The organism is Capnocytophaga sputigena (assembly GCF_002302495.1).
GTDB lineage: Bacteria > Bacteroidota > Bacteroidia > Flavobacteriales > Flavobacteriaceae > Capnocytophaga > Capnocytophaga sputigena.
On record NZ_CP022379.1, the window covers coordinates 2,633,899 to 2,655,225 of the forward strand.

At 39.8% G+C, this 21,327-nt stretch carries 15 protein-coding genes; 2 read left to right on the forward strand and 13 right to left on the reverse strand.

All coding sequences use genetic code 11. The features are described 5' to 3' along the window. Nucleotides 1-5: 5 nt before the first annotated feature. The 13 genes from CGC57_RS11835 to CGC57_RS11895 form a co-directional block, all read right to left on the reverse strand. Complete coding sequence (locus tag CGC57_RS11835; protein WP_002681464.1) at nucleotides 6-1,679, reverse strand: RagB/SusD family nutrient uptake outer membrane protein; 1,674 nt, start codon at nucleotides 1,677-1,679, stop codon at nucleotides 6-8. 12 nt (nucleotides 1,680-1,691) lie between these two features. Further along, on the reverse strand, nucleotides 1,692-4,733 hold the full coding sequence (locus CGC57_RS11840) for a SusC/RagA family TonB-linked outer membrane protein (protein WP_095899291.1): 3,042 nt from the start codon (nucleotides 4,731-4,733) through the stop codon (nucleotides 1,692-1,694). A 204-nt stretch (nucleotides 4,734-4,937) separates the two neighbouring features. Continuing rightward, nucleotides 4,938-6,629 (reverse strand): D-lactate dehydrogenase, encoded by a 1,692-nt coding sequence (dld, locus tag CGC57_RS11845; protein ID WP_002681485.1) that lies wholly within the window; start codon nucleotides 6,627-6,629, stop codon nucleotides 4,938-4,940. A 2-nt stretch (nucleotides 6,630-6,631) separates the two neighbouring features. Beyond that, the gene (locus CGC57_RS11850; protein WP_095899292.1) at nucleotides 6,632-7,252 is read right to left on the reverse strand and encodes a DUF5683 domain-containing protein; all 621 of its coding nucleotides are present in this window, start codon (nucleotides 7,250-7,252) and stop codon (nucleotides 6,632-6,634) included. Beyond that, nucleotides 7,245-8,177: a ParB/RepB/Spo0J family partition protein gene (locus CGC57_RS11855; RefSeq protein WP_095899293.1), complete on the reverse strand. Its 933-nt coding sequence runs from the start codon at nucleotides 8,175-8,177 to the stop codon at nucleotides 7,245-7,247. The genes CGC57_RS11850 and CGC57_RS11855 overlap by 8 nt, the downstream gene beginning before the upstream one ends. Further along, entirely contained in the window at nucleotides 8,177-8,947 is a 771-nt protein-coding gene (locus tag CGC57_RS11860; protein WP_095899294.1) for a ParA family protein, read from the reverse strand. The genes CGC57_RS11855 and CGC57_RS11860 overlap by 1 nt, the downstream gene beginning before the upstream one ends. 13 nt (nucleotides 8,948-8,960) lie before the next feature. Further along, nucleotides 8,961-9,266, reverse strand: a complete 306-nt coding sequence (locus CGC57_RS11865) for a YbaB/EbfC family nucleoid-associated protein (protein ID WP_002681444.1) — start codon at nucleotides 9,264-9,266, stop codon at nucleotides 8,961-8,963. 48 nt (nucleotides 9,267-9,314) lie between these two features. Continuing rightward, nucleotides 9,315-10,985 (reverse strand): putative transporter, encoded by a 1,671-nt coding sequence (locus CGC57_RS11870; RefSeq protein WP_095899295.1) that lies wholly within the window; start codon nucleotides 10,983-10,985, stop codon nucleotides 9,315-9,317. A gap of 181 nt (nucleotides 10,986-11,166) precedes the next feature. Further along, nucleotides 11,167-12,792, reverse strand: coding sequence for an L-glutamate gamma-semialdehyde dehydrogenase (pruA, locus tag CGC57_RS11875; protein WP_095899296.1), 1,626 nt, complete (start codon nucleotides 12,790-12,792; stop codon nucleotides 11,167-11,169). 166 nt (nucleotides 12,793-12,958) lie between these two features. Then, nucleotides 12,959-13,891: a hypothetical protein gene (locus CGC57_RS11880; protein WP_095899297.1), complete on the reverse strand. Its 933-nt coding sequence runs from the start codon at nucleotides 13,889-13,891 to the stop codon at nucleotides 12,959-12,961. A gap of 21 nt (nucleotides 13,892-13,912) precedes the next feature. Further along, the gene (locus CGC57_RS11885) at nucleotides 13,913-14,653 is read right to left on the reverse strand and encodes a hypothetical protein (RefSeq protein WP_095899298.1); all 741 of its coding nucleotides are present in this window, start codon (nucleotides 14,651-14,653) and stop codon (nucleotides 13,913-13,915) included. A gap of 13 nt (nucleotides 14,654-14,666) precedes the next feature. Further along, nucleotides 14,667-16,982 carry a TonB-dependent receptor gene (locus CGC57_RS11890; protein WP_095899299.1) on the reverse strand — a complete coding sequence of 772 codons (2,316 nt, stop codon included), beginning with the start codon at nucleotides 16,980-16,982 and terminating at the stop codon, nucleotides 14,667-14,669. Nucleotides 16,983-17,012: 30 nt separating this feature from the next. Beyond that, on the reverse strand, nucleotides 17,013-17,384 hold the full coding sequence (locus tag CGC57_RS11895) for a hypothetical protein (protein WP_232747249.1): 372 nt from the start codon (nucleotides 17,382-17,384) through the stop codon (nucleotides 17,013-17,015). A 191-nt stretch (nucleotides 17,385-17,575) separates the two neighbouring features. On the opposite strand from CGC57_RS11895, the gene ccsA reads away from it, so the two are divergent. Both ccsA and CGC57_RS11905 read left to right on the forward strand, forming a co-directional pair. After that, nucleotides 17,576-20,275, forward strand: coding sequence for a cytochrome c biogenesis protein CcsA (gene ccsA / locus CGC57_RS11900; protein ID WP_095899518.1), 2,700 nt, complete (start codon nucleotides 17,576-17,578; stop codon nucleotides 20,273-20,275). A 47-nt stretch (nucleotides 20,276-20,322) separates the two neighbouring features. Further along, nucleotides 20,323-21,285 carry a beta-ketoacyl synthase chain length factor gene (locus tag CGC57_RS11905; protein ID WP_095899300.1) on the forward strand — a complete coding sequence of 321 codons (963 nt, stop codon included), beginning with the start codon at nucleotides 20,323-20,325 and terminating at the stop codon, nucleotides 21,283-21,285. The last annotated feature ends 42 nt before the right edge of the window (nucleotides 21,286-21,327 follow it).

Genomic DNA, 21,327 nt, shown 5'->3' on the forward strand with positions numbered 1-21,327 from the left:
TAAAATTATTGTTCTCTAAAAGAACGATTGTTTTGCAAATCGGGGTATTTGTTGCTATATACCCCTGGTATAGGATAATATCTACGTTTGTCGTAAGTTTTCAATGGATTGCTAAACTTAGGATATACTTTCCATTGAGGGCTTAAATCATAAGGGTTAGGTACTTTATTAGGGTCTCTTCTAGCATTGAGATTAGCTTCTTTAGCTTCAAATTTTTGTTTTACAGTGTCCATATAAGTATCTAAGCGGTCTTTCCACAATCCCATACGGATAAGGTCTACGCGGCGTACACCTTCCATATTAAGTTCAAATAAGCGTTCGTCGCACAATTTGCTTCTCAACTCTTCTTTAGAAGGGAAGTTAGCTAAAGTATAATTGTGAGTACTGTTTTCGAAAGCACGTTCGCGAATCTTATTGATTAAATCAACTGATTCTTGATTAGGGCCATTGAGTTCGTTTAAGATTTCGGCTTTACATAGCAATACATCGGCATAACGCAATAGTATGAGGTTGTTAGGTGTATTGTAGTTGTAAGAGCCTGTTTTGGTATATTTGTATTTTTTAGTATATACCGCATCATTTTCAACTATTTGAGGATTACTTGCTTCATTTCTAAGTGTTCCTACTTCACTAAGTTTAGGAGATACGTACTTAATAGGTTTCCCGTACACATTGTCGTAAGAGGTTACAATTAGCTCTTTCAAACGTTGGTCGTCGCTGTGGAATTTCCAATACAATTCCAAAGGCATATTGATATTGTTCCATCCCATATCGTATTCCCAAGGGGTGAAATACAAAGCCAAATCGGAAGAACCGGAAGGTACCTTATCACTTGCACGAATAGCAAAGATAATTTCGTTGTTGTTCAATGTTTCTTTTTTGGAAGGGTCGAACACATCAAACACTTTGGTTTGCAAGGCATATTTGCCAGAAGCAATTACAAGGTCGGCATAAGTTAAGGCAGCTTGCCAAGCAGCGGTAGCATCTTTACCTTCTTCACGCAGACGACCAGCTTTACGCATATAAAGACGCATTAAGTAACCATAAGCAGCTCCCTTGGTAGGGCGACCATTGCCACCTTCTTCGCTTGCACTCCACTGATCGGGGAGGTTATTGATAGCGATGAGCAAATCTTGTTCTATTTGGTCGTCTAATTCATCTACTGTAGCCAAAGTAGGGTTGGCATTAGAATCGTAGAAACCATTGGTAATCAGAGGTACTCTGTAGAAAGCATTTGTAAGCTGATAGAAAGCGAAGGCACGCATAAAGCGAGCTTCGGCTAAAAGCTCAGGTTTTTTATCAGCCGTTTTGAAACGAGATTCAGGAATCATTGTTATATTGTCGATAGCTGTGTTAGCACAACCTATCATTTGCCAGTTTCCGTTATAACATCTCGCGAGTTCCACATTTCCTGAAAGTCCGTTTTCGTTATAAATTTCAAAAGCGATACCTTCTTTATAACAATCATCGGTAGACATATCGTTGATGTAGAAATTGCTTGTGTGTGTAGCTCCAAGAAGATAGCGATAAATTCCGTTTACCCCTTCTTGTGCATTTTCTTCAGTAGTATAGGCGTTATCCTTATTGTAAACCGAACTTAAGTCTTCTTTCAGTTCACAAGCTGTAAATGATAATCCTAAGAGGCCTACTAATGTATATAGTTTATAATTCGTTTTCATTCTTCTTCTGTATTAAAAAGTTAATTTCACTCCAAAGTTGATTGTGCGATAAGCAGGATAAGAGTTCAAATCCAATCCTTGAGCAACAGCACTGCTGCCATTGGTGCTGATATCGGGGTCGAAACCTTGATATTTAGTGAAAGTGAGCAAGTTTTGTCCTCCTATGAACATACGCATTGCTTTAAGGGTTTTTACATTCCATTGGCTACCAGTGAAAGTATAACCTAATTCAACATTGCGGAGTTTTACAAAATCGGCATCCTCTACAAAACGAGAGTTTACATAAGAACCATATTGCAATCCAGCTGTTTTTTGATAACCATTGCGAGGTACGCTATTAGAAGCGTGAGCACGTGTCCAACGGTCGGATGAGGCTGCTAAACGGTTGTTGTCTTCCAAGTAGATACGAGTAAGGTTGAGCATTTTAGCTCCTAACGAAGCTTCAAAGAAGAAAGAAAAATCAAATCCTTTGTAAGTGAAACTGTTGTTAAGCCCTATGATAGTTTTAGGGATACCAGTACCTAATACAGTGCGGTCGTTCGCGTCTATTTTGCCATCGCCATTGAGGTCTTTAAACTTAGGATCACCAGCTGCTGAGTTAGGTTGAGGAGCATAGCTTTCACCTTGTTGTATAACTCCTTCAAACACATAACCATAGATAGCACTTAAAGGTTCACCTTCTTTGAGCATCATATATTCTTTTTCTTCATAAGACCCGTGAGGACGTATGTATTGAAAACGAGGTTTTCCGTTGTTGAGTTTTAATACTTCGCTGCGGTTGTGAGCAAAGTTGAAAGCGGTATTCCACATAAATCCATTTTTATTGATATTAGTGGATTTGATAGCTATTTCAAAACCTCGGTTTTCTATTTCACCATCGTTTACCATCATAGCGGTATACTCAAAACGGCGACCATCATTAGTATAGTTAGGGAATCCTCCTGAAGGGTGAATAGGATCGGGGTTTAGCAAATCGTTTGTGCGTTTGATATAGTAATCAAAACTAAGTTCTACACTTGCAATGTTCAAATCAATACCCGCATTCCATTGTGCAGTAGTTTCCCAACGAAGTTTTGGATTGTAAGGATTAGAAGGATACATACCCTTAGAGTTGAGGTCATTACCTATATACACATCGCGTACTGAATATTGGTATTGAGATAAACCAAAACGGATACCATCATTACCACTAAGACCATAGCTGGTACGCAACTTGATACGAGAAATAACAGGTTTTGTCCAAGCCATAAATTTCTCTTCGCCTAAGTGCCAAGCGATTGAACCAGCAGGAAATATACCCCAACGATAGTCGGCTCCAAATACTGAAGAACCATCGACACGTACAGAAGCATTGAGTATATAACGATTGTTGAAGATGTACTCGGCACGACCAAAAGCTGAGGCTTTTTTGATAGATGATTCGCCAGAGCCTATCCAATCTAAGTGTTGAGCAGCACCAATGTTTTTAAAAGAGAAGACATCGGAAGCAAAACCATAAGCCTGTACTTCATCACCTTTACCTCTTTGATAGATATAAGAACTACCTGCAGTTACTTTTACATCGTGTTTACCTTCCATTTTGGGGTGATAAGTAGCAACACCTTCAATTTGGTGTTTTACGTTTTCTTCGTGGCTAAGGAAAGCCTGACCTTTATACGACTGTCCGATAGAAGTAGAACGATCGTAATATTTTTCAGTTTTTAAATGGTCGTAAGCATAAGTGTAACGGCCATTGATAGTAAGAGAAGGCAATAAATCAATATCGGCATAAGCAGTAGCGTACATTGTATTGAAATGACGATAGAGTTGCGCTCCGTTCATTTCTTCAAATACAGCAGGACGACGATCTTTAGTTCCAAAAACATCAAAACCTTCTTTGTTTTTCCAAGGCTCTAAGTTGAAGATGCGGTACATAATATTCTTATCGGAAGAGATAGTACCCATATCTAAGAATTTCTTTTTAGATTGAGAAAAACTCACATTAGCTCCCGCTCTTACTTTAGGGCTAATTTTGTATTGTAAATTGGTACGACCTCCATAACGACTGTAATCGGTATTAAGCAAAATACCAGGTTCGCTGAGGTAGTTAGCCGACATAAAAGCAGAAAGACGATCTGTACCCCCTGAAACAGAGAATTGGTGTAATACAGTAACAGCATCGTGAGTGGTTTCTTTGAGCCAATCAGTACCTTTGCCACGATAAGTAGCTTGTTGTGCTGTCCATTTATTATAGGCAGCATCTTGGGTTTGCTCATACAAACGGCGAGTAAGTGAAATGGTTTGTCCTGCATCGAGTAAATCCCAGGGGTTGTACATATTCTTATAAGAAGTTTGGTTAGAATATTCTACATTAAAAGCTCCTTCTTTACCTTTTTTAGTAGTGATAAGAATAACCCCATTGGCACCACGGGCTCCATAAATAGCTGTGGTAGAAGCATCTTTTAAGATTTCTATAGACTCGATGTCGTCTATACTAATTTGCGACATATTGTCGGTTTGAAATCCATCAATTACGTATAAAGGCTCATTTTCGGCACTTACTGAAGAAGCACCACGTACACGGATAGATACATTACCACCAGGTTCTAATGAGTTCTGACGTACTTGTACACCTGAGGCACGTCCTTTTAACATTTGTGACATATCGGCTACTACACCAGCTTTCACATCACCTGTTTTGATAGAGGTGATAGCACCTGCTAAGTCACGTTTTTTAGTAACACCATATCCTACTACGACTACTTCTTCCAATTTTTTTTGTTCATCAGCCAAAGCAATGAGCAAAGGCACTGGGGTATTGGCAGTTACTTTTACATTTTGGGTAACATAACCCATAAAAGACACTTCTAAGGTCTGTCCCACCGCTACATCTATGGTATATTTACCATCCATATCGGTGCTGACACCTTTGGTAGTTCCTTTCACTACTACTGAAGCACTCATCAAAGGCTCCTTAGTAGTAGCATCGCTGACAGTTCCACGAATGGTGCGTTGTTGAGCATAACTCCAACTCACTAATAACAGTAGAACTGATAAAAATAGATTTCTTTTCATACAATGGTTGTTTGTTTTTGTATCGTTTGATGACACAAAGGTATAAATAACGTGCAAAAACGATTTCTTTTGTTGTCTAAAAAAGGTATAAAATTGTCTAATAGCTACTAAATATTTGTAAATCAGTGTTTCATAAAAGGAGTAGTTTCATAAAAAAAGCTGTTCGAAAATATCAAACAGCTTTTAATGAGATAAAGTATTAACTTATTTCCAATCTTTTTTCTTGGAGGTTTTACCAATACCAGGGTTGAAGCTATTGGTTGGGTCGAGTGAATTGTAGAAGTTTTTAAGGTCGTCGTTAGCGTGATATAAGTGTCCGACGTTATGCTCGGCGGGATATTGAGCGCCACGAGTATCTAATATTTTGAGCATCTCTTCTTCTATTTCTTCACAATTGTAACCTTTTTTAATTACATAATCCTGATGGAACACGTGACACATAAAATGCCCGTAGTACAATTTGTGAAGAATCTTAGCATCGAGTTCAGGAGGAAGTTTTTCAAACCAATCCTCATCATTACGACGCAAAGCGATGTCTAAAGCCACGATATCTTCTACCTCATCTTCGTGTACTGAGCGATAACGAATGGCTGCAGAAGCTACAGCAAAGCGCAAGAGCATTGCTGCTTGAGCGAGTTTGGCATCACATTCTATATAAGCTCCTTTGCTACTATCAGAAAATTCTTTTTGCAAATAAGCACGTGCTTCTTCTACTCCTTTACCTCCCATTTTTAAAATGAGGTGGTGTTCGTATTGGTTGCGATAATCCCATAATATTTTAGGGAGGTGTTGAGGCATTAGTTTAGAGGTGAATTGCAAGAATTTTTCACTGAAATGGTTGGGCATAAAAGGTAGCTTTTTAGCTACACGATCTCCCCAAGCCTTCATAGAAAATAGTTTAGGTAAGTATTCAGTACCGATATTTTTGATATACCAAAAAGTGTCTTTGCCGTATTTGGCAGCAATATCAAAAGCGGTACGATGAATATATTCACCAGAAATAGGAATTTCTTCGAAAGTTCCAAGCATATCACGGCGCAGTTTAGTAAGTACGGCTGTATCGTTAGTACCTATGTAGAATACGGCAGTTTTTTTCTCGGCGGGGAAAGTATCTACACGTACTGCGAAAACTCCTAAACGACCTGCGCTACCTGAGGCTTCATATAGGCGAGCAGGGTCGGCATTGAAGCGGGCAGGAGTATCAGCATTGATTTCGCGTACATGGTTACAATAGTTGTGATCGTGTCCTTTTTTGCCAGTGGAATGGATATCCTTTTGCTGGTATTTTCCTTCTTGAAGATTAGTGAGAATTTCTTTAGGAGAATTTCCTAAATCAATACCTAAATGGTTGATGAGCTCTAATTTACCGTCGGCATTGCGTTGGGCGTAGAGAGCCATTTCGGTATAAGCAGGTCCGCGTTGAACTAATGAACCACCAGAGTTATTACACACGCCTCCAATTACAGAAGCCCCAATACAAGAAGAGCCAATCACAGAATGAGGTTCACGATCGTATACTTTCAGTTCTTGTTCCAAATGGTTGAGAGTTGCGCCAGTGAGACATACCGCTTGTTCCCCTTCGTTGATAAGCTGAATATTGTCATTACGCATAGTGTTGATAATAACCACATCGCGGTCGTAATCGTTACCAAAAGGGTTAGACCCTCCCGTAATACCTGTATTGGCAGCTTGTGAAATTACAATCACATCGGCTGCGACACAAGCCTCAAGTACTTGCCATTGTTCCCACAAAGTTGCAGGACGGACTACGGCAATAGCATTTCCGGTACCAAAACGATACCCAGTGCGGTAACGTTCAGTTTTTGAAGGGTCGGTAATAACGTACTTTGCGCCAACGATGTGGCGCAAGGTTTCTAATAGGTTTTGTGAGTTCATTATTATTTTTTAGATCTATAAGTAAGAGTCAAACCAAATTGGGGTTGAGTGAGGAAATCGTTGTGGATAAAAGGTTCTAAAGTAAGACGTTCATCTACATTGAACTGCTTGAGGTGGGCATCAACATTAGCCTCGATAATATTTAAGGTGTACAAAGCTACTCCTATGAGAATAGAGAGTTCCTTATTACGGCGATAGAACTGTATGCCTCGGCGCAGTCCATCGGTGCTGAGACGTGGTTGTCCATCAGAGCGATTACCATAAAACTCATCATCAGTAAAGCCTTGTTGGCGACGTTTGTAGGCGGAGAGATAACGATCGTATTCCTTAGAGTTTTGTACATAGAAGTATATAGGGGTTCCGATAGCAATATATACCAAAGGTACTTTCCAGTAGCTTTTGTTGTATATCTGTCCTAAACCAGGGATAACAGCCGAATAGAAAGCTGCTTTGGCAGGCGAAAGAGGATCGGTATTCCAAGGAACTTTTTTCATATTGTCTTGCATAACGGCTACTTGCATAGAATCGGAGGGTACTTCTACCACTTCCTCTGTATCGTTTTGTGCGTACGAAATACCCACTCCCATAAGGAGTGCCATTATGAAAACAATTGTTTTACTCATTTTTTTTGTGTAATAAACTTTGAATGCGTTTGAAATCTTCCTCTGAGGTAAAAGGGATAGTAAGGCTACCTTTACCATCTTTGCTCATTTTTACGGCGACTTTAGTGCCAAAAAAATGATTGAAACTACTCATATTTTCTTTGATATAAGTAGGTACTTCAGTTTTACTATTGCTTTTAGGGATTTGAATACTTACCACATTAGGTGTTTCGGGGTTTTGCAAGCGGCGCACTAACTCTTCGGTATCACGTACAGATAGGTTATCGGAAATGATACGTTGGTACACTTCGGCTTGTTGTTCAGGGTCTTCTATAGCAATAATCGCACGACCGTGCCCCATAGAGATAAAGCCATCGCGTATACCTGTTTGAATGATAGGAGCAAGCTTCAGCAAACGCAAATAGTTAGTGATTGTAGAACGTTTTTTACCTACGCGTTTGCTCATTTGGTCTTGAGTGAGGTTTACCTGCTCAATGAGCTGTTGGTAAGAAAGAGCAATTTCTATAGGGTCTAAATCCTGACGTTGGATATTCTCAACCAAAGCCATAGTAAGCGACTCGTTGTCGTCGGCGATACGGATATAGGCAGGGATTGTTTTGAGCCCAGCTAATTTAGAAGCTCTAAAACGGCGTTCGCCAGAAATGAGTTGATATTTGTTTTCTCCGTCGAGTTTGCGTACGGTGATAGGTTGTACAACTCCTAATTCCTCAATAGAGGAAGCGAGTCCTTGTAGTTCCTCTTCATTAAAAGAAGTACGAGGCTGAAAAGGGTTTGTTTCTATTAGGTCGAGTTCAAGCTCTATGATATTTCCTACGATTTTATCGGCGTTCTTATCTTTGATAGAATTGATAGCCACTTCGGGGCTATTGCCAAAAATAGCTGAAATACCTCTCCCCAAGGCAGGTTTTTTAGCAGGTTTCGTCATTATGCAGTTTTATTTTTATCTATAATCTCTTGAGCTAAGTTGATGTGATTAGTAGCTCCTTTACTAGTAGCATCGTAGTTGATGATAGTTTCACCAAAACTAGGAGCTTCGCTAAGGCGTACGTTGCGTTGGATAATGGTTTTGAATACCATATCACTGAAGTGTTTTTGCACTTCTTCTACTACTTGGTTAGAAAGGCGTAAACGAGCATCATACATAGTGAGCAATAAGCCTTCGATATCTAAATCGGGGTTGAAGGTTTTTTGTACACTTTTAATAGTATTAAGGAGTTTGCCTAATCCTTCTAGAGCAAAGTATTCGCATTGGATAGGCACAATCACCGAGTTAGCTGCTGTAAGAGCGTTCAGTGTGATGAGACCTAAGGAAGGAGCACAGTCGATTAAAATATAATCATACTCATCTTTGATAGATTCTAAGGCTTTTTTAAGCATATACTCACGTTGTTCTTTATCAACCAATTCAATCTCAATAGCTACTAAGTTGATGTGAGCTGCAATAAGGTCGAGGTTAGGAGAACTAGTTTGAACAATCATATCTTTAGCCTCCATTGTATGTTCTAAAAGCTCGTAAGTACCGTGCTCAATAGAATCTACATCAATACCTAAGCCAGAAGTAGCATTTGCTTGTGGGTCGGCATCAATGAGTAATACTTTTTTTTCTAATACGCCTAAGGAGGCGGCTAAGTTCACAGAGGTAGTGGTTTTTCCCACGCCCCCTTTTTGGTTTGCAATAGCTATTATTTTACCCATAGATTTAGTGTTTTTAAAAGTTAAAGGGAAGCCCTTGCTTGGCTACATTAGCTAATTCTAATTCATTGAGTTCTGTAGCTTTGGCAATAGCCTTGTTGAGTGTGATAATCAAATAATCTTCTAAGGCTTCTTTGTCTTCTAATAAAGCCTCGTTTATTTGAATGCTTTTAATTTCTCGATTGGCAGTAATAGTTACTTTTACACTGCCATCAGAGGCAATTTCATCAACTAATACGTGATTTAAGCGCGCTTTAGCCTCTTCTATTTTTTGCTGGGTTTCTTTGAGTTTCCCCATCATTCCCATCATATCTCCAAACATAATATTTTATTTTTTTCAGAGGGCAAAAGTACAACTTTTTTTGAAACATCACACAAAAAATACAATCAATAATTGAGCGACCATTATTCGCAAGAAGGTAGTAAGCGGATAAACACTTGCATACGTAAGGGCTGGTACTTCAGAATTATTCATTTCATTGGCAAATGCCAAAGCAGGAGGATCAGTAGAGGCGCCAGAGAGCAAACCACAAATTTCCAAATAGTCTAACTTTCCTTTGATACGGGCTACTAAAGATGTAATAATGAGAGGTATAAGGGTGATAAGACCCCCCAATCCCATCCAATATAAACCTTGACCGTGCAATAAGGTTTGGACAAATTGCGCTCGAGCATCTAAGCCCACACTAGCGAGGAAGAGCACGATACCAATTTCTCGCACCATTAAATTAGCACTTTGTGATACATAATGGGTAACTGAGAATTTACCACCATAACGGCTGATAAGTATTGCTACAATGAGAGGACCACCCGCCAAACCTAAGCGGACTGCTCCAGGTATACCAGGTATAGAAAAAGGAATGCTACCTAAAAGCACCCCAAGAGTGATACCCATAAAAAGTTCGGCTATATGAGGGGTTTGCAAGCGGCGTTTGGAGTTTCCAAACTCTTTGCTCACGAGTTGTATATGAGTCTCGTCGCCTATTACAGTAATCGTATCGCCAAACTGCAACTTGGTATGAGCAGAAGGCACAAACTCTACCCCTGCACGGAATACACGGCTAATGGTTACTCCAAAACGTCGGCGTACATCTAATTCGGCTAAGGTTTTGGTAAAAATAGCACGTTGTGTTACGTTGATGCGACGTGAGGTGTAACGCATATCTTTTTCATCAGGGAAATAATCGGTAATTGATACACTATCTCCCATTAGGGTAAAGAACTTTTCATTCTCTTTTTGGTTGGCTACAATTAGAACTATATCGCCTTCTTCTATGAGAGTTTCGGCATTAGCTAATAAGATTTCACCTTTTCGGCACATACGTGAGATAGTAAAATCAAAATCAAGTGTTTTTTTGATAACACTTAATTTTTTTCCAAATAAAGAAGGGTTGGTAACTTTGATAGCAAAGCGGTTGATTACCACTTGGTCTTTAGAATGGCGTACAGAATTTAAGCGTTTTTCAGAATCTAAATTTACTTTGAAAATACTTTTTAAACCTAACATTACAATGATGATACCCAATACACCAAAAGGATAAGCTACTGCGTACATTGTAGTGAGCGAGGGAGCTTCTTCACCAAATTTTTCGGCAAGAGCAGCATTGGCAGCTCCTAACCCAGGGGTATTGGTTACAGCACCTGACATTATCCCTACTAAGGTTGACATATCAGTTTGAGTAATGTAGTGAATTGCTATAACAGTTGCTACACAAGTAACGATAGAAAGAATAGCTAATAAATTGAGTTTGATACCTTCTCTTTTAAAAGCTGAGAAAAATCCGGGTCCTACTTGTAATCCTATGGTATACACGAATAAAATAAGCCCAAATTCTTTTATGAAGTGCTGAATGTGCATATTAACAGTAAAGCCCATTTCAGCCATAGCAATACCTGCAAATAGTACCCAAGCGATACCGAATGAGATGCCAAATATTTTTATTTTACCTAAGGCAACTCCTACTGCGATGACAACGCTATACACTATCACGGTGTAGGCAACACTTTCGTGGTTAGTCATCAAATTCCAAAGCCAGTCCATTTAATGTTTAATGATTAATGTTTAGTGTTTAATGATTAATTAAGCCCCCGAACCCCCGAAGGGGGACAATCCACAAATATAAGTGTTCGTAAGGGAGCTGTTTTTATATAGATTTAAGAGAAACTTTGCCAAAGATGTGAGCCACATGGGCAGAGAACTTTGGCAAAGTTAAAATTTTATTTTATCCTAAGAAAGGGTAGCGATAGTCTACAGGGGGTACAAAAGTTTCTTTGATGAGGCGTGGTGATACCCAACGCAATAGATTTTGGGCAGATCCAGCCTTATCGTTAGTACCTGAGGCACGTGCGCCACCGAAAGGTTGTTGTCCAACGACAGCTCCTGTAGGTTTATCGTTTACATAGAAGTTACCAGCGGCGTTTTCGAGGGCTTTTACGGCTTCGTCTATGGCATAACGACAAGTAGCAAATACAGCTCCAGTGAGAGCATAAGCTGAAGTTTGGTCTACTAATTTAAGGGTTTCCTCCCATTTAGAGTCGTCGTATACATACACGGTTACTACAGGACCAAAAAGTTCAGTTTCCATAGTGGTGTAATGAGGATTGGTAGTAACAATCACAGTAGGTTCAATGAAATAACCTTTGCTCTTGTCGTAACCACCACCTACGAATATCTCGGCATCTTTATCTTTTTTAGCTTGGTCAATATATTTAGCTAATTTATCGAAAGAATGTTCGTGAATAACGGCAGTTATAAAATTTTCGAAGTTTTCGGGAGAGCCCATTTTGAAGGATAATACATCTTCTTTTACGAAGGCTAAGGTTTCATTGGCTTTAGATTTAGGTAAGTAGACGCGAGAGGCAGCACTACATTTTTGTCCTTGATACTCAAAAGCTCCACGAGTAATAGCGGTAGCCACTTGTTTAGGGCAAGCGCTTGGGTGCGCAAGGATAAAGTCTTTACCCCCTGTTTCGCCTACGATTTTAGGGTAAGAATTGTAATTATGGATGTTGTTACCTATTTTTTTCCAAATATCTTGGAATACATTGGTAGAACCAGTGAAGTGGATACCAGCGAAGTGAGGGCTGACAAGTAGTGTATCGGTAATCATAGCGGCATCGCCGTGTAGTACATTGATAACGCCATCTGGCAAACCTGCTTTCTTAAATACTTCTACTATCATATTGGCTGAAAATACTTGCGAAGCACTTGGTTTCCATATTACTACGTTACCCATTAGGGCAGCACTTGCAGGTAGGTTGCCAGATATAGCGGTAAAGTTGAATGGAGTAACGGCATATACAAAACCTTCTAAGGGACGGTATTCTACGCGATTCCAAACACCTTCAGAAGAGTTGGGTTGGTCGTTATAGATATTAGCCATAAACTCTACGTTGAAGCGCAAGAAGTCTATTAGCTCGCAAGCAGAATCTATTTCAGCTTGGTGCACTGTTTTAGACTGAGCAATCATTGTAGCGGCGTTCATTTTAGCGCGGTAAGGACCAGCGATAAGGTCGGCTGCTTTTAAGAAAATAGCGGCGCGTTCTTCCCACGCGAGAGCAGCCCATTTCTTACGAGCTTCAAGGGCTACAGCTATCGCTTTTTCTACCTCTGCTTTGCCAGCGTTGTGGTAAACGCCCAAGCAGTGCTTGTGGTCGTGTGGGGGGTGCATCTCGCTCGTATTGCCAGTGCGTACTTCCTCACTGCCAATGTATAGCGGAGCGTCTACACGGGTGTTCCACAATTCTTTGTAAGCTTTTAGCACCGCTTCGCGCTCAGGGCTACCTGGTGCATAACTCTTTACGGGCTCATTTACAGCCTTAGGTACTTTAAAAAATCCTTTTCCCATTGTTATTTTGTGTTTTAAGTTTGTTGATGTATTAAAAATTTTCGGCTAAGATACAACAATTATTTGAACCACCAAAATTTAGAAAGGAAATCATATAAAAACTTTGCCAAAGGTCATAACTTGTTGTATTATGACCTTTGGCAAAGCAATGTTATTTATTTTTGTTTTACAAGAAAGTACCACTACTTTCAGGAGAGAGGTCTGATGAGAGAATATCATTATAGTCTTTTTCGATTTCATCTTTACTTACACCAAATTCGCGCACAGCATCCTCTATTTGTTTATCTTCTGCTATGATATCGTGGTAAATGTGTATTGGGACTTTCACCTCCATAACTTTATTAGCAGGAAGGGTACTATAAGTTAATCCAGCGGGTTTGGTAGCGAAATAGCCTAACACAATATGCAAATTGAAATTTACATAAGCTCTTTTGATTTCAAAAAAGCCTTTTAAACCTATTTGCTCTTTACGAAGCACACCTTTGGGAGCATTGGGGTTATTGTCTATACCTGCCCCTCCTTTGATATACAACTCTTCAGGATTGGTATCGCGGTATTTGTATTGCAAGGCTTCAGCTTGGGTAGGCACTGTAGTATTGCTAGCTACTGCTGTGAAATTATCAGCGATAAAGAAGAATTGATAGTGATTAGGTGCCTGACCTGTAGTCAACAGTGAGTTTATACGTTTACCCTCTTTATCATAGAAGATAAGTTCTATTCCAGAGAGAGATACTCCAGCTTGATCATTACTTCCTTCCCAACGGATAGCGGTAGGATTATCGTTTGCTGGGGTAATAACGCCATTTTTGTTCTCAAAATAGAAGCGTTGTACTGTTTTGAGGTATTTCACGGGGTAGTCGGGGTTGCCGTGGAAATAGCCGTGAGAATGCCCTTTGGTAAAACGCACTTCAAGTCGGCTCCACTTAGCTACAAACTCTTCGGTAGTAGCTGTGGTGGTGGAGGTTGTGGTAGCGGTAGTGGTAGAAGATTGCGTAGTAGGAGGGGTTACTTTATTATCGTCTTTACTGCAAGAGACAGAAAGAAAAGTAACAAATATTGACAGCAATGAGATTTTAAAAAGGTCGTATATATTTTTCATTGTTTTTTAATGTTAAAAAGGTTATTGTTTAATTTGTACAGGGAGTGTCATATCGGAGTCTAATTGAAAGGCACTAGAATACTCCACAACATTGTAAGGGCGTTCTTCTTGGGTTTGAGGGTTGAGTTTATTAGCAATAATAAAGTGTGCTAACTTGATACGCAACTTATAATCGCCAGCCGTAGCCTCGTCTTTGATGTGAAAAATGCCTTTTAGACCGATAGGGTCGCGTAGTTCGGGGTGTTTTTTATCCCAAGTGCGCAAGCGCAAATTCACCCCTTGAGTGCCGTAAGTACCATTTTCAGGGTCGGTATCTTGATATTCATAACTTACAGCTTTGTTCATAGCGGTTACCATCGCATCTCTTCCTTCTTTATTTCCAGGGTAATTTCCTTGAAATAACTGAAAGAAATGTTGGTGGATAGGTGCCATTTCAGCAGTTACAAACTCGTGGTTCATACGAGCTCCATTGTTGTAATAGACAATCTCAAAACGGTATTCGTGTCCTATTTGCCATTGTATAGGGGTATTGATGTCATATACTATATCTTTAGGTGACTTATTAGCGGTGCGCTCTTGTACCTCGTTAGTGCCTATATCGGTAATGATAAACTGCACCTTATCAGGCATATCGTGTCCTCTGTCCTTAGTTTCATCAGTAGGAGCTTTAGGTTGGGTATTGTCTTTACTACAGCTGCTTGCTGCAAAACATATTATAGCTATTAAGCTAATAGTTTTTAAAAAATGTGATATTTTTTTCATTTTGATGTTTTTTTTAAAAATTATAAATCAATCTTACGAATACATTTCTACCCAAATCGTGTGCGTAATACCTAAAACGATTGGTGTATTCCTTGTATTCAGTGTTTAAAAGGTTTTCAGCAGAAAACCTTATTCCTAAAGTTTGCTGCTCACCTATCTTCAGAGTTATTCCTATATTAGCCTCAAAAAGGTGATAAGCATCAGGTGTAGTAGGAACTAACTCTTGTGAAGACTCAAAGCGAGTTTGTTTGGCTACAAAAGTATGCCCTATACCCACGACGAAGTTTCTTAGCAAGCCTCCATTGGGATCTATATTCCATTTTAACTGCTGATTCACACGTGGAGCTGGGATAAATGGAAAATAACGTTTGGTTTGCATCTCATTGGCAAATACTACAGAGCCTTTCACTTCATAACTTAGCTCGTTGTCACTTTGATTATACCATTTCACCAGAGGTAATTTTGCTTCGAGGTCTATGCCTCTAAAGAAAGCATCTGCTTGAGTGTACTGAAAGATAGGGTACACACCTGAAAAGAGAGTGCGCACTTCTCCCGTAGGATAATCGTAAATGTAGTTCTTTATCCATTGTAAATACATATCTACATTCACTCGTAGTCTTGGGCGATTATAAGCAAAAGAGGTAAGCCATTTAACCCCTGTTTCCGATTGTAGTGTCTCATCGCCTAAGTCGTAGGTGCCTGCCCCGTGGTGTAACCCACTGCTGTACAGCTCATTTACGTGAGGAGCACGCCACGCTACCCCTATATTTGTACTGATGTCTATCCATTTATAGTGGTACGATGCTCCTGCTGTATAAGTCAGATTATGAAACTGATGTTCGCCCCCGTAGCGTTGCGAATACATATCGTAACCATCAGCATTGAGGTATTTGTAGTCATACCTAATCCCAGCTTCAGCCATCCATCTATTAGAGTGATAACGCTGTATCCCAAAAGCTCCATAACTAAGGGAAGCAAAGTTAGGGATTACAGGCACAACCCCAGTACCAGGTTGGTTATAGTTATCTTGCTTGCCAAAACTACCTCCTAAGGTTGTTTGCCAATAATTATAACTATTTTCCCAATCTACATCAAGGGTGTGAGTGGTGAGCTCCATATTCAGCGCAGGGATACGTGTTCTATCCATTCGGCGCACACTAAACTCTTGGCGTATATCCTTCTGAAAAGCGTATTGTGCGGTGAGTTTACCGCCAAAAGGCAAATAGTAAAACGCTTTAGTTTTCAATAGATGATGCACTACCTTTTGTTTAGGAGCGTTGATAGTGTACGAAAACGGATAAGTAGTCAGCGGCCTGCCGATTTCAAACCTGCCTAATAGGTCGTCTAAATTACCGATGTGAGAACCATAAAACACACTACTTTCGTTCTCATAACGGCTGTAAAACACTTCAGCAGTACCTTGCTTTTTTTGTACACCCGTAGCTACTGAAAAGTTTGCCTCACGAGCAGCGGTATTGTTTAGCAGATAGCTGGCAGTACTAAGGTCTCCAGAGCGTTTCAGCGTACCTTGTACGCGCCACGCCCACGAATGGGAATTAGGTACAGAACCTTCTATACTCGCTGTTAGGGCTGTTTTTCTACCATTAGAAGCGAAAGAGGGGAGCAGTCTCCCGTGTACACCGTCACCATAAGGCAATTTCTTAGGCGCTATGAGGATTACTCCCCCAAGAGCATCTGAACCATATCGCACAGCATTAGCTCCTTTTACTATCGTTATTTGGTCGGCAACCATAGGGTCTATTTCAGGAGCGTGATCAGCTCCCCATTGTTGTCCCTCTTGGCGCACCTCATTGTTGAGTATCAAGATACGATTGCTGTGCAAGCCGTGAATGACTGGTTTAGCAATGCTAGCTCCCGTTTGTATCATTGAGACCCCAGCTACTTGGGTAAGTACTTTGGCTAATTCGTCACCCGAATGCTGTATAAAATTCTCTTTTTTGATAACATTTAGGATGCAAGGCAATTTGCATTCCACTACAGAAGTGTTATGACCTACCACCGTTACTGCATCTAACTGACTAACAGTTTCTTTCATCACCACTTTATAAGGTTGAGCAATGGGTATACTGATAGTAGCTTCGTAATCGTGATAGCCGAGATAGGTAATTTTGATAGGGTAAGTCCCTTTAGGGGTTTTCTCAATAGTTACTTTTCCATTGCTATCGGTGAGGTAGTGTTTGCCCATAAAGTGCACTACAGCTCCTACCAAAGGCAATTGCTGTGTATCTTCTACTTGCAATTGTAATCGGCTTTGCCCAAAAGAGGAAAGCACACACAAAAGCAGCAGAAGAGATAATATCTTTTGCATAAGAATTTAATTTGAAAAATAGTCGGTTTTTCAATTTGCTAATTTAGCAAATTGACTCATTGACAAACCAACTGGGGGACCTCTTGAAAAGATAGCAAAGGTGGTTTGAGGAATGCTTTTTTCAATAAAGAAGAATATAGTAGAAACTGTTTGCTCCCATAAATGATAGGTAAAGAAAGAAGGAGTAAAAAACTGATGTAACTGCAAAAAGATACAATCATAATGAGTATCTACAGCTGAAAGATGCGATTCGTGATGACATTCATCACCTGTAGCTATAGCGCATAATTCTTCCTTAGTGTGGTGATTATGAAAGAATTCACCCACTGGGAAAGCTACCTTTAGCATACATAAGAGAAGCAAAAAGGCAAAGATGCGTGTATATACAGATTGTTTCTTCATCGTTTTCAATTTGCAAAATTACTAAATAGTTATGAAATACCAAAGAATTAATAGTTAGTTTTTATCATTAGAGAACTTAGATTTACTAAACAACTCTTACTTTTTTGCTAAATTGCTAATTTTTCTATACTTTTGCCCCTTGATTTATGACAATACAGAAACTCATATCCTTCATTTATTCTACCAAGCTGATGGCAATCCTCTTCATTGTTTTTGCTGTTGCTATGGCAGTAGGAACTTTTGTAGAAAATAGTTATGATACCGATACCGCCCGCATTTGGGTGTATAACACTTGGTGGTTTGAGGCGATAATGGGGCTTTTTGTGGTAAATTTTATAGGGAATATCTCCCGCTATCGATTGCTCAAAAAAGAGAATTGGGCAGTGCTGGTATTACACCTTTCTTGGGTGTTTATCATCGTAGGGGCTGGGGTTACGCGCTACTTTGGCAATGAAGGTATGATTTCTCTACGTGAAGGAGAAACTACAAATACTTACCTTTCCGACCGCACTTATATCACTGTAATGGTAGATGGCAATTATCAAGGAGCTCCCTTGCGTAAAAAGAAACAAAAAGAGGTGCTTTTCTCAACTCATACTTCTAATCATTACAAGTGGACATCCGACTTTAAAGGCAAACCTTTTAGTATTACTTATAAATCGTTTAAACGTATAAGTGAAGGAATGAATGCCTTGGTATTGGAAGTTGTTTCAGGTAATCAGCGCAAAGAAGTAACAGTAATGGGCAAACGCGATGTGCAACACCCTTCTACCACTATAGATTTGAATGGCTTGCAGTTTCACCTAAGCTACGGAGCACGCGAAGAAAAATTGCCTTTTAGTCTCACCCTCAACGATTTTATAGCTGAAAAATACCCTGGTACTGAGAATAGTTATGCTTCCTTTAAAAGCAAAGTAACCGTGAATGGGGGAGGGGAGACCTTTCCTTATGATATTGAGATGAATCATATTCTCAATTATCAAGGTTATCGTTTGTTTCAATCTTCTTTTCACCCCGATGAACAAGGTACTATACTCTCGGTAAATCGTGACTTTTGGGGTACTCTCATCACTTACATAGGTTATATACTACTCTTCGGCAGTCTGCTGGCATTTATGTTTTTAGGTAAATCTCGATTTAGGAAACTCAATCAGCAACTTAAAGACCTACAAGCCAAAAGGGTTGCAATAGTTTTGGCATTGTGTTTTAGCTCTTTGGCTACTGCCCAAACACCTATGATGGTACCCAACAAAGCCCACGCTGAAAAATTTGGTGCAATGCTCATTCAAGATGATGGGCGCTTTAAGCCTGTGAATACCTTCTCTTCAGAACTTTTACGAAAACTTAGCAAACACGATATTTATAAAGGTTTAACTTCCGATCAAGTTTTGCTTTCTATGCTCCTCAGTCCGCAAGCGTGGTATGAGTCGGACATTATCTATGTGAAGAAAGCTAATGACAGTTTGCATCGTTTTTTAGGAGTCTCCGAAGGAAGTAAATGGGTAAAACCTAAAGATTTTTTTGATGCAAAAGGGCAGTACAAACTCGCCCCTTTATTGAAAGATATTTACAACACAAATACACCTAACCAATTTCAAAAAGATTTTAAGGAAGTAGACCAGCGTATTGGGTTGCTCAACAGAGCGCTACAAGGCGATATCTTTAAAATATTTCCTGTGCCTAATGACCCTAATCATAAGTGGATTTCGCACTTAGATTACGTAAACGACACCCTCCAAATCACCGACCCACTGTACAAACAATTTGTAAAAAACGCACTGCCAGCTTACCTTATCTTGCTACAACAAGCCACTGAAACAGGCGATTATAGCAAAGCTGAAAAAGTGCTTAACAATATCAAGCTACAACAAGAATTCTACTCAGCTGAGGTATTACCTTCACCTGCCAAAGTACAAACTGAATTGTGGTACAACCAAATTAATATTTTTGAACAACTTTTTCAGGCGTATTTGTATCTTGGCACAGTGCTATTTATAGTGCTATTATGGCATATATTTCTGCCAAAACAAATTTTTAGAAAACTTACTCAAATAGGTATTTTCCTGCTGTGGCTCTGTTTTATTCTGCATACTGTGGGACTTGCAGTGCGTTGGTATCTCTCAGGTCATGCACCTTTTAGCGATGCTTATGAGAGTATGATATATGTAGGTTGGTCGGCTATTTGGGTAGGACTTTTCTTTTCTCGACGTTCCCCCCTCACGGTTGCTGCTACCGCTTTTGTAACCGCTATGATACTGATGATTGCGCATTGGAATTGGATGGATCCTGCTATTGGAACTCTTCAACCTGTACTCAATAGCTATTGGCTGATGCTGCACGTTGCTGTGATTGTAGGTAGTTATGGACCTTTTGCTTTAGGAATGCTCTTAGGTATTATCAACCTCTTACTGATGATAGTCACTACCCGCAAGAACGCTCATAAAATCAACCTTATACAACAAGAACTCACTATTGTAAACGAATTAGCTCTTACAGTGGGGCTCGTGATGCTCACCATAGGCAACTTTTTAGGAGGTATGTGGGCAAACGAAAGCTGGGGACGTTATTGGGGCTGGGATCCAAAAGAAACTTGGGCATTGATTAGCATTATGGTTTACGCCTTGGTGATACACCTGCGCTTGATACCCCATTGGCGTGGACGATGGGCGTTCAACTTTATGAGCATTGTTGCCTTTGGCAGTATCCTAATGACTTATTTTGGCGTGAATTTCTACCTTACAGGTATGCACAGCTATGCTACAGGCGATAAAATTATCACCCCTGCTTTTGTGTATTATGCTGTGGGTATAGTGCTGTTGTTAGGACTGGTATCGTATTTGAGAGTGAGAAGTGCATCACAAGTTTTACCTAACTCTAATACTAATTCCTAATTTCTAACTCCTAAATTGTTAATTATTAATTGTAAATTGTTAATTGAATGAAGTCTTATATCAACGGAATAGCCTGCATATCGGCTCAACCTACTTTCTTAACTCCTCATTTCCTCGATGAAGCCCTAAAGGTTACTCCAGAGGAAGTCTGTTACGCTCAAGAACCTTCTTATAAAGAATATATTGCCCCTAATGCCAGTCGTCGTATGGCTAAAGGAGTAAAAATGGGTATAGCCACTGCTACCGAAGCCTTAAAAGAAGCGCATATCACTACCCCCGATGCTATTTTGGTGGGTACAGGTATGGGGTGTCTGCAAGATTCTGAAAAATTTCTTACAGCACTTATCAACGACAACGAGGAGCACCTTACCCCCACGGCTTTTATACAATCTACCCACAATACTGTTGCGGGGCAGATAGCTCTTTTGTTGCAGTGCAAAGGAGAAAACTTTACCTATGTAAATGGGGCTGTATCATTTGAATCAGCTTTGTTAGATGCTAAAATGCAAATGGAACAAGATACTATCAATACGGCTTTGGTAGGAGGTGTAGATGAACACAGTCCGCACACTTTGTATTTATATGATTTAGTAGGGCTTGACCAAAAGGGAGAAGGTGCAAGTTTCTTTGCATTATCAACAGAGGCTACCCCCAATACCTATGGAGAACTTGTGGATGTAGCTTTGTACAATGAACTCACCCCCGATCAACAACAAACAGCCCTTAACGACTTTCTTTCTCGCCACCATCTTACCCTCTCTAATATAGATTTGATACTTACTGGTGAAGCAGAAAACCGTTCTTGGCAACGCCCTACCTTGCATTATAAAACCCTGAGTAGTGAGTATTACACAGCCTCAGCTTTCGGATTTTGGTTTGCTTGTCAAGTACTACAAAAGCAAACCCTTCCCGCCATTTGTGAACTTCCTCTCTTTACCCCCATACAATATATTTTATTAGTAAATTCATATAGAGGCAAAGATTTTAGTTTTGTACTGTTGAAGAAATAAAAAAAGCGACTTTTAGAGGGCACTATATTTTGCTAAAGTTGA

What these genes read in the sequence shown, in the direction of transcription:
- CGC57_RS11870 (WP_095899295.1), bottom strand. Translation starts at nt 10,985, where the DNA reads ATGGACTGGCTTTGGAATTTGATGACTAACCACGAAAGTGTTGCCTAC.
- CGC57_RS11865 (WP_002681444.1), bottom strand. Translation starts at nt 9,266, where the DNA reads ATGTTTGGAGATATGATGGGAATGATGGGGAAACTCAAAGAAACCCAG.
- CGC57_RS11855 (WP_095899293.1), bottom strand. Translation starts at nt 8,177, where the DNA reads ATGACGAAACCTGCTAAAAAACCTGCCTTGGGGAGAGGTATTTCAGCT.
- CGC57_RS11880 (WP_095899297.1), bottom strand. Translation starts at nt 13,891, where the DNA reads ATGAAAAATATATACGACCTTTTTAAAATCTCATTGCTGTCAATATTT.
- ccsA (WP_095899518.1), top strand. Translation starts at nt 17,576, where the DNA reads ATGGCAATCCTCTTCATTGTTTTTGCTGTTGCTATGGCAGTAGGAACT.
- CGC57_RS11905 (WP_095899300.1), top strand. Translation starts at nt 20,323, where the DNA reads ATGAAGTCTTATATCAACGGAATAGCCTGCATATCGGCTCAACCTACT.
- dld (WP_002681485.1), bottom strand. Translation starts at nt 6,629, where the DNA reads ATGAACTCACAAAACCTATTAGAAACCTTGCGCCACATCGTTGGCGCA.
- CGC57_RS11840 (WP_095899291.1), bottom strand. Translation starts at nt 4,733, where the DNA reads ATGAAAAGAAATCTATTTTTATCAGTTCTACTGTTATTAGTGAGTTGG.
- pruA (WP_095899296.1), bottom strand. Translation starts at nt 12,792, where the DNA reads ATGGGAAAAGGATTTTTTAAAGTACCTAAGGCTGTAAATGAGCCCGTA.
- CGC57_RS11850 (WP_095899292.1), bottom strand. Translation starts at nt 7,252, where the DNA reads ATGAGTAAAACAATTGTTTTCATAATGGCACTCCTTATGGGAGTGGGT.
- CGC57_RS11835 (WP_002681464.1), bottom strand. Translation starts at nt 1,679, where the DNA reads ATGAAAACGAATTATAAACTATATACATTAGTAGGCCTCTTAGGATTA.
- CGC57_RS11890 (WP_095899299.1), bottom strand. Translation starts at nt 16,982, where the DNA reads ATGCAAAAGATATTATCTCTTCTGCTGCTTTTGTGTGTGCTTTCCTCT.
- CGC57_RS11860 (WP_095899294.1), bottom strand. Translation starts at nt 8,947, where the DNA reads ATGGGTAAAATAATAGCTATTGCAAACCAAAAAGGGGGCGTGGGAAAA.
- CGC57_RS11895 (WP_232747249.1), bottom strand. Translation starts at nt 17,384, where the DNA reads ATGAAGAAACAATCTGTATATACACGCATCTTTGCCTTTTTGCTTCTC.
- CGC57_RS11885 (WP_095899298.1), bottom strand. Translation starts at nt 14,653, where the DNA reads ATGAAAAAAATATCACATTTTTTAAAAACTATTAGCTTAATAGCTATA.